The organism is uncultured Fibrobacter sp. (assembly GCF_937877005.1).
In the GTDB taxonomy this organism is placed as follows: Bacteria; Fibrobacterota; Fibrobacteria; order Fibrobacterales; family Fibrobacteraceae; genus Fibrobacter.
Map to the genome: position 1 here is coordinate 1 of NZ_CALEFV010000086.1, position 6,707 is coordinate 6,707.

Here is a 6,707-nt window from a genome sequence, read left to right on the forward strand (position 1 = left end):
GGAATGACCACGAGGTAGGCGGCAACCAAGATAAGCGGTGCAACTGTGAGTGAAACCGGATTGTCTGCAGGGCCAGTGGCGAGGCAAATGAATCCGATAACCAAGAGCAACACACCGAGAGCAATCAGAATGATATTCTTTTTATCCATCAGTAGGTCCTTTTCTCAAGTTACGAGCCCAAATATACAAAGTTTATGGCCCTTGTCAAGTCAAAACCCTGTAATTTGGACAAAAAAGTTGTTTTTAACGACAGACAATTACTCGTTGTCGAGTTCGTTATAGGCTTTCTCGGCGTTTTCGCGAGTCTGGTCATTGTTGTCCTGCGGCGGATTGCTTGCGCAACCGACAACGAAAAGCAGGCTAGCGATTGCTGCGATGGCGGCGATGGTCTTTTTCATGGTGCGTCCTTTGTTAAAGGTTACTTTTGACCCGGATACTTGACACGGGTGTGATAAGTTCCGTCCAAACTGTGCAGGAATGCCTTTTCCAGCTTTGAAAGGTCCTTGATGGACAGGTTACATTCGTTGAACTGGCCTTCGGTAAAGCGGCTCTCGATGGTCTTGTGGATCATGGCGGAGAGTGCTTCGGGGCTAGTGTCGGTCATGGAGCGGCTGGTGGCCTCGATGATGTCTGCCAGCATGAGAATAGCCGTTTCCCTGCTCTGTGGTTTCGGTCCCTTGTAGCTGTAGTCTTCGATCTTGACCTCTTCGCCGGTTTCCTTTGCCTTTTCCAGTGCTTTGTGGTAGAAGAACTGGATTACCGAGGAACCGTGGTGTTCGCGGATACCTGCGGCGACCAGGTCGGGAATGTTGTATTCGTTGGCAAGGAGCGACCCCTGCTCGACATGGCCCGTGATAATCTTGACCGACTGGTCCGGATCCAGGTTGTTGTGCGGGTTTACGCCTTGTTTCTGGTTTTCGGTAAAGAACTCGGGACGCATTGTCTTTCCGATATCGTGATACAGGCCCATGACGCGTACTAGCAGCGAGTTGGCTCCGATGCTTTCGGCCACGTGTTCGGCAAGGTTTGACACCTGGATGCTGTGATGGAATGTGCCCGGAGCGTACTCCGAGATGCGCTTGAGTGCCGGTCGGTTGAAGTCCGACATTTCCATGAGCGTAAGCACTGTCGTGATGCCGAAGAGCCTTTCGATAAGGTGGATGAGCAGCACCGAGGCTAGGGCAGAACAGATAATGATGTTCGCGCTACCGGCAATTAGGTTCTGATAGAAGGCCTCGAACGAGAATCGATTGCGCAGCAGGAGCATGACGCTGATTGCCGCAGCCATGGCGATAACGCCTACGATAATTCCCCACACGAATTGGACGCGGTAACGCATGCGGGCAATCGGATGTGTGGCGGCAAAGGTAATGGCGAAGGCGCAAATGGTTGCGGCGAGGTCGTAGCCGTTCAGGATACCGAAAATGAAGGCCGAGAAGACGCAGAAGGCGAGTCCGAGGCGCCTGTCGTAAAGCACCGTGGCGGTGACCGGGGCCAGCGCAAACGGATAGAGCCACATGAAGTCCAGGTTCTCGGGAATGATAGAAATGTCTGCGCTGCTCAGGCTTCCGGTCAGGTTGTGTACGCCCCAGATGGCGACAATCTGCAATAGGACGAGCGCAATGAGGCTCCAGAGCTGGCGTCCGCTCTTGAAAATTCCGCGTGAAGGCGTGGAGTACAGGAAGATGAAGAAGAACAGGATGATGATGGCGAAGATGAGGGCGTTGCCGTAAATCGCAGTGAACGTCTTCGAGTTTTCTTCCTTTTGTTGGGCGTTCTGGAGGGCATCGATCTTTTCGAGAATATCCTTGGTGATGGGCGCTCCCTGCGATACGATTTCCATGCCGCGCGGTACCATGCCCTTGATGAGCGTAACCTTGTTGCGCGCTTCCTCGCGGCTCGCGATCGTTTCTTTTTCTAGGTAGAACACGTTGGGCATCATGAACACGAACAATGTTTCGTAGAAGGCGCTCAGGAGCCCCTGTTCGTTCGGAAAACTCATCTGCAGCTGAGCGAAAGCTTCGTCGATGCGGCGGCGCAGCGGCTGGATATTGCTCACTTCAACCGTGCTTTTCTCGTTGTCCTTGATGAGCGTGATGTTTGGCTTGCTGTAGACTATATACTTGAAATCCTGAAGGTTGTAGTTGTCGCGGTAGAGTTGCGCTGCAGTTTCGGAGTTCGCAATAAAGGTGTTCGAAACTCCACTTTTAAGCATCTGGTTGAACACGGAAAGCAGGGAGTCGCGGGCCTTCGAATTCTGGCTGAGCGGTTTGATGGCAGATGTCGATATACGCTGTTTCAGCACTTCGTACAGCCTGGATGCCTGTACTACCTTGGGCTGCATCGTGGAGTCGGTTTCGCCGGCGGCATTCATCTGGTTGATCTGTGCCTGCAGGGAACCGTATTGGGCTAGCTTGTGCAGAAATCCTTTCAGGTCCTCGGAAACGCGGTTAGTCTCGTCGCTGTTGTATCCGAAAATGGCGTTCACCTTTTCGGCGGCACGAGTTCTTTCGGCCTGGATTTCCTGTTCGGATTTGGGAACTTCAAAATTGAAGGGCGCGACGATCGTTCGCGTACTGACCTGGCCTAGGTGCGGGCGTTCCGCCTGCAATGCGATGTTCTTGTCCGGAAAAAGGAAAATGGTCGCTGCGGCAACAAGAATGTAACCCAGCGTTAGGTGGATTTTCATCTGCTTTCTTTTCATGATTACTTGTCCTTCTCGTAGGCGTTGAGAATATCTTTGACGAGTGGGTGACGGAGCACGTCGGTGGCGTCGAATTCCACCTGCGCAATTCCGCGAATACCTTTCAGGAGATTCATGGCGTGAACCAGGCCTGATTTCTGGCCTTTGGCGAGGTCTACCTGGGTCGAGTCCCCGGTGATGATCGCCTTGCTATGGGGACCGAGTCGGGTGAGGAACATCTTCATCTGTTCGGGCGTCGTGTTCTGCGCCTCGTCCAAGATGATGAAGGCACGCTTGAGCGTGCGGCCGCGCATGTAGGCGAGGGGGGCGACTTCGATGGAGCCCGTCTCCTCGTAGCGGCGGAGCTTTTCTGTCGGCAGAAGTTCTGCAAGGCTGTCGTGGATGGGGCGCAGGTAGGGGGCTATCTTTTCCTTGAGGTCGCCGGGCAGGTAGCCGAGCGATTCTCCCGCTTCGACTGCCGGGCGAACGAGACAGATTCGTTCCGCTTCGTGTCGTTCTAGGCTTGCGACGGCGAGCGTTACCGCAAGGAAGGTCTTGCCGGTTCCGGCAGGGCCTTTCGCAAAGATAATGTCGTTGTGTTCAACTGCGGCTACCAGTTCGGCCTGTGCTCTTGTTTTGGGGAATACCGTGACGCCGAGCCTGTTTCTAAAGACTGGTGTCGAGGGAATTGAATCCGTTCCGGAGAACTTTCCTGCAGAATCCGTCGGATCGAGTAGGTGCTCAAGTTGCTTGGCTGTCAGGACCTTTCCCTGCCTTGCGGCAATTTTCAGCTGGTCAAGGACCGCGCTGACCCCAGCGATGTCGCCGCCATCATTGGCGATAATCGTAAGACCAGACAGGCGAGTTTGTATTTCAACACAAAAACGGCTCTCCAGCAAGCGGAAAACCGTTTCGTTCTCGCCTGAAATCGTCCGTTTCAGGTCATCTGATAAAGAATAGCGCAGAGACTCGCTCATTCCGAAAGCTTATTCGGCTGCGGGTGCCTCGGAAGATTCAGGAGCGGTAGAAATGCCGAGCTTGTTCTTCGCTTCGAAGATTTCCTTGCGGAGCTTGTGGTTTTCTTCGGTAATGGCGACGGCTTCCTGTTCGGTCTTCTTCAGCTTGTTTTCGTCGATATGTTCCTTCGGGGCGGAGGACTTGCTGCTTTCGGCAGCGGCTCCGTCGTCAGAGTCATAGTTGTCGCTAGAACCACCGGAAGAACCGGCGCAAGCAGTGAACAGGGCAACAGTCATGGTTGCAAGGATCAGTTTCCAATTTTTCAAAAGAGACATTTATTCAGGCTCCATTCTAGTCTGTGATGACCAAAATCTATAATAATTTGAGGCGGAAGGAGAACAAAAAAGGTAAATTTATTGCGAAAAAACAGTTTTTTAGAGGAAAATATGGCTACAAAATCCATTTCTTCGCCCTATTCGCAAGTATTTGTCTCGTCCAAACGCTACAATTCCAGGAATTTATATAGAAAACGTCGTCTCGCCATGCTTAAGGAGCTAGACTCCTTATGTGTGTTCGCGGGAATCCCCGTGGATCCCGGAACAGAAGAGGCCTATGTGCAGACTTGGAACCGCATGATACAGGAACCGGCCTTCATGTACCTGACGGGAATTAACCAGGCGGGGTGTTTCCTGCTGCTCGATCCCCGTACCAATGAAGAAATCCTGTTCGTACCCCCCAAGGATCCGTTCAAGGAATTCTGGAATGGCAAGCGGCTTGGATTCCTTGAAGGCGACGACGAAGTTTCGAAAATTACTGGAATTGCCGATGTCCGTCCGTCCGAAGAACTCTGGGATACCATCGTGGCCAGGGCCCGCAAGCTCCCGAAGGACGCGCATGTCTACGCCTACTACTTTGAAAAGTTCAAGGAAGACCACAACGACCGGTTCAAGAAACAGCTCGCCAAGGCGCTTAGGCCGACGGGAGTCTCAATCCGGAGCGCATCGGCGATTCACTGGAAACTGCGTCTTCCGTTGGAACCGGAACGCATCAAGGACGCCGAGGCGGCGCAGGCCGTAACGGATAGGGCTTTTCGCAAGGTGCTTGCAAACCTCTCGACCTACGAAAACGAACGCACGCTCGGCCTTGCGCTTGACTACGAGATGCAGCGCGAAAGCGACGGCGATCTTGCTTTTCCGACCATTGTTGCTGGCGGCGCGAACGCCTGCTGCCTGCATTATGTCAAGAAGGACGAACCCTTGAAGGCAGGGGAGCTCGTGCTGCTTGACTTCGGCATCCGTATCGGATCTCTGCACAGCGATATCTCGCGCACGATTCCCGTGAATGGAAAGTTCGATCCTCTACAGAAACTTCTTTATCAGATAGTCCTTGATTCTGCGTTCGAGTACCAGAAATACGTGAAGCCCGGTGTATCGCTCAAGGATATCGGGAACGTGCCCTGGGAATACATTATGCAGGAGCTGGAAACGCGTCTTGTCAAGGAAGCGAAGGGTTCGTACAAACTATTGTACAACAGGCGCCCGCATGGAGTGAGTCACTTCATCGGTGAACAGATTCACGAAGGGGAACCGGGTACGCGTTCGCTAGAAACGGTCCTGGAACCAGGCATGCTGATTTCGTGCGAGCCCGGTCTCTATGGTGAATTCTGGGCGACTATCGGCGGAAAAAGATACCGCGAGAAAATAGGCATCCGCATCGAAGATGACCTGCTGATTACCAGGAATGGTTTCGTGAATATTTCTAGGAGTATTCCTAAAACGGTCGAGGAACTTGAGAAGGCTATTTCATAGCCGCCCTAGGCTAGTCTCTAGAATAGGCTTGCTGGTGGGTTGTTATCGTCCAGTCCAGGCAGATCCGGGTTCGGTTGGATGTTATCGAGTGGATCTTCCGGTTCCACGATCAGGTTGTAGTAGACGTTGTTCTTCAGTTCGTCCTCGATGTAGAACAGCGTTCCGCCCATGGCCGAACCGCATCCGGCACAGGCACCCTGGTAACGGATCTTCAGACGGTTGTCTTCGGTGAGGTCGAGTATTTCGACATCGCCACCGTCGCCCTGCAGCATGCCTCGTACGGACTGGTGCAGCCAGGCTTCTATCTTCTCGATTTTCTGGACCTTCGTCATGGCGTTCCATTCGGCATCAGCCTCGGCACGGCCCTCGGCGGTCTGGGTGCGGTACTTGATGCGCTCCATTTTTTCGCGAACAAGAATTGCCGTTCCCTTCTTTTCTGGATAGGTCTCGAGAATGCGCTTGATCAGCGTATTCATCTGCTTGATTTCGGGGGCAGTTTCGGCGATGGCCGGTACATCCGGCGTATCGCGGAGTTCCAGTTCCAAGCTTTCGGCGGTAATGGCACAGGCTTCGTCCACGGTAACCATCTGAATTTTTTTGCAGAAGGTATCGGCAAGAGCCGTAAAGATCGGGCCTCCGTAGGTGAAGAATCGCGTTTCCAGAATTTTGTCGCAGTCCGGATCGATCATCAGGTAGACCTTGAGGCTTGCTTCCTTGACATCGACCAGGGCAAGGCCCTTTTCGTCGGCTTCAATCTGGAAAATGGCACCCCTGTACTTGGGGGCCTTGGCAATTTCTTGCAACTTCTGGGAAAGACTTGCGCATTGTTCTTCGTTCATGGCGCCAAATTTAGAAAATTTATGGAACAAAAAGGACCCCGTCTAGGCGGGGCCGTATTTTGTAGGGGTGTTGTGTCGCATGCAGTTGCTTGCAACGCTCGCCTTATTAAGCCTTGATTATGGTATCCTTGGCGAGCACGACAATTCCGGATTCGGTCACGTGGAACAGTTTCTTGTCGCGTTCCAGGTCGTAGCCAATCTGGAACCCTGCCGGAATGTGCAGGCCCTTTTCGATGATGGCGCGGCGCACCTTGGCACCCGGGCCAATCGTGACGTTCGGGAAGAGGATGGATTCCTCGACAAGAGCGTCTTTTTGGATGGTGACGCCGGGCGAGAGGATGCTCTTGACTACGGTGCCACCGCCGATGATGCAGCCCGAAGATACAATGGAATCAATTGCTGCACCTTGGTGTGCGTCGC

Annotated in this window: 6 protein-coding genes and 1 pseudogene; 1 reads left to right on the top strand and 6 read right to left on the bottom strand. The window is 53.1% G+C overall.

The annotated features are described in order from the left end of the window. Window positions 1–257: 257 nt before the first annotated feature. The 4 genes from Q0628_RS04555 to Q0628_RS04570 are packed head-to-tail and all read right to left on the bottom strand — an operon-like array spanning window position 258 to window position 3,975. On the bottom strand, window positions 258–398 hold the full coding sequence (locus Q0628_RS04555; RefSeq protein ID WP_298768578.1) for a hypothetical protein: 141 nt from the start codon (window positions 396–398) through the stop codon (window positions 258–260). Between the two features lie 20 nt (window positions 399–418). Next, on the bottom strand, window positions 419–2,704 hold the full coding sequence (locus tag Q0628_RS04560; RefSeq protein WP_298768580.1) for an HDIG domain-containing metalloprotein: 2,286 nt from the start codon (window positions 2,702–2,704) through the stop codon (window positions 419–421). A 2-nt stretch (window positions 2,705–2,706) separates the two neighbouring features. Continuing rightward, a complete protein-coding gene (locus Q0628_RS04565; RefSeq protein ID WP_298768582.1) occupies window positions 2,707–3,660 on the bottom strand; it encodes a PhoH family protein in 954 nt (317 codons plus the stop codon). Window positions 3,661–3,669: 9 nt separating this feature from the next. Further along, entirely contained in the window at window positions 3,670–3,975 is a 306-nt protein-coding gene (locus tag Q0628_RS04570) for a hypothetical protein (RefSeq protein ID WP_298768584.1), read from the bottom strand. A gap of 111 nt (window positions 3,976–4,086) precedes the next feature. Between Q0628_RS04570 and Q0628_RS04575 the strand changes: the two genes are divergently transcribed. Further along, window positions 4,087–5,448 carry an aminopeptidase P family protein gene (locus Q0628_RS04575; RefSeq protein ID WP_298768586.1) on the top strand — a complete coding sequence of 454 codons (1,362 nt, stop codon included), beginning with the start codon at window positions 4,087–4,089 and terminating at the stop codon, window positions 5,446–5,448. A gap of 17 nt (window positions 5,449–5,465) precedes the next feature. Here the strand turns inward: Q0628_RS04575 and Q0628_RS04580 are convergent, their stop codons facing one another. Further along, window positions 5,466–6,287, bottom strand: a complete 822-nt coding sequence (locus Q0628_RS04580; protein WP_298768588.1) for a NifU family protein — start codon at window positions 6,285–6,287, stop codon at window positions 5,466–5,468. Window positions 6,288–6,393: 106 nt separating this feature from the next. Continuing rightward, window positions 6,394–6,707, bottom strand: a pseudogene (gene glgC / locus Q0628_RS04585) (glucose-1-phosphate adenylyltransferase); the annotation flags it as partial.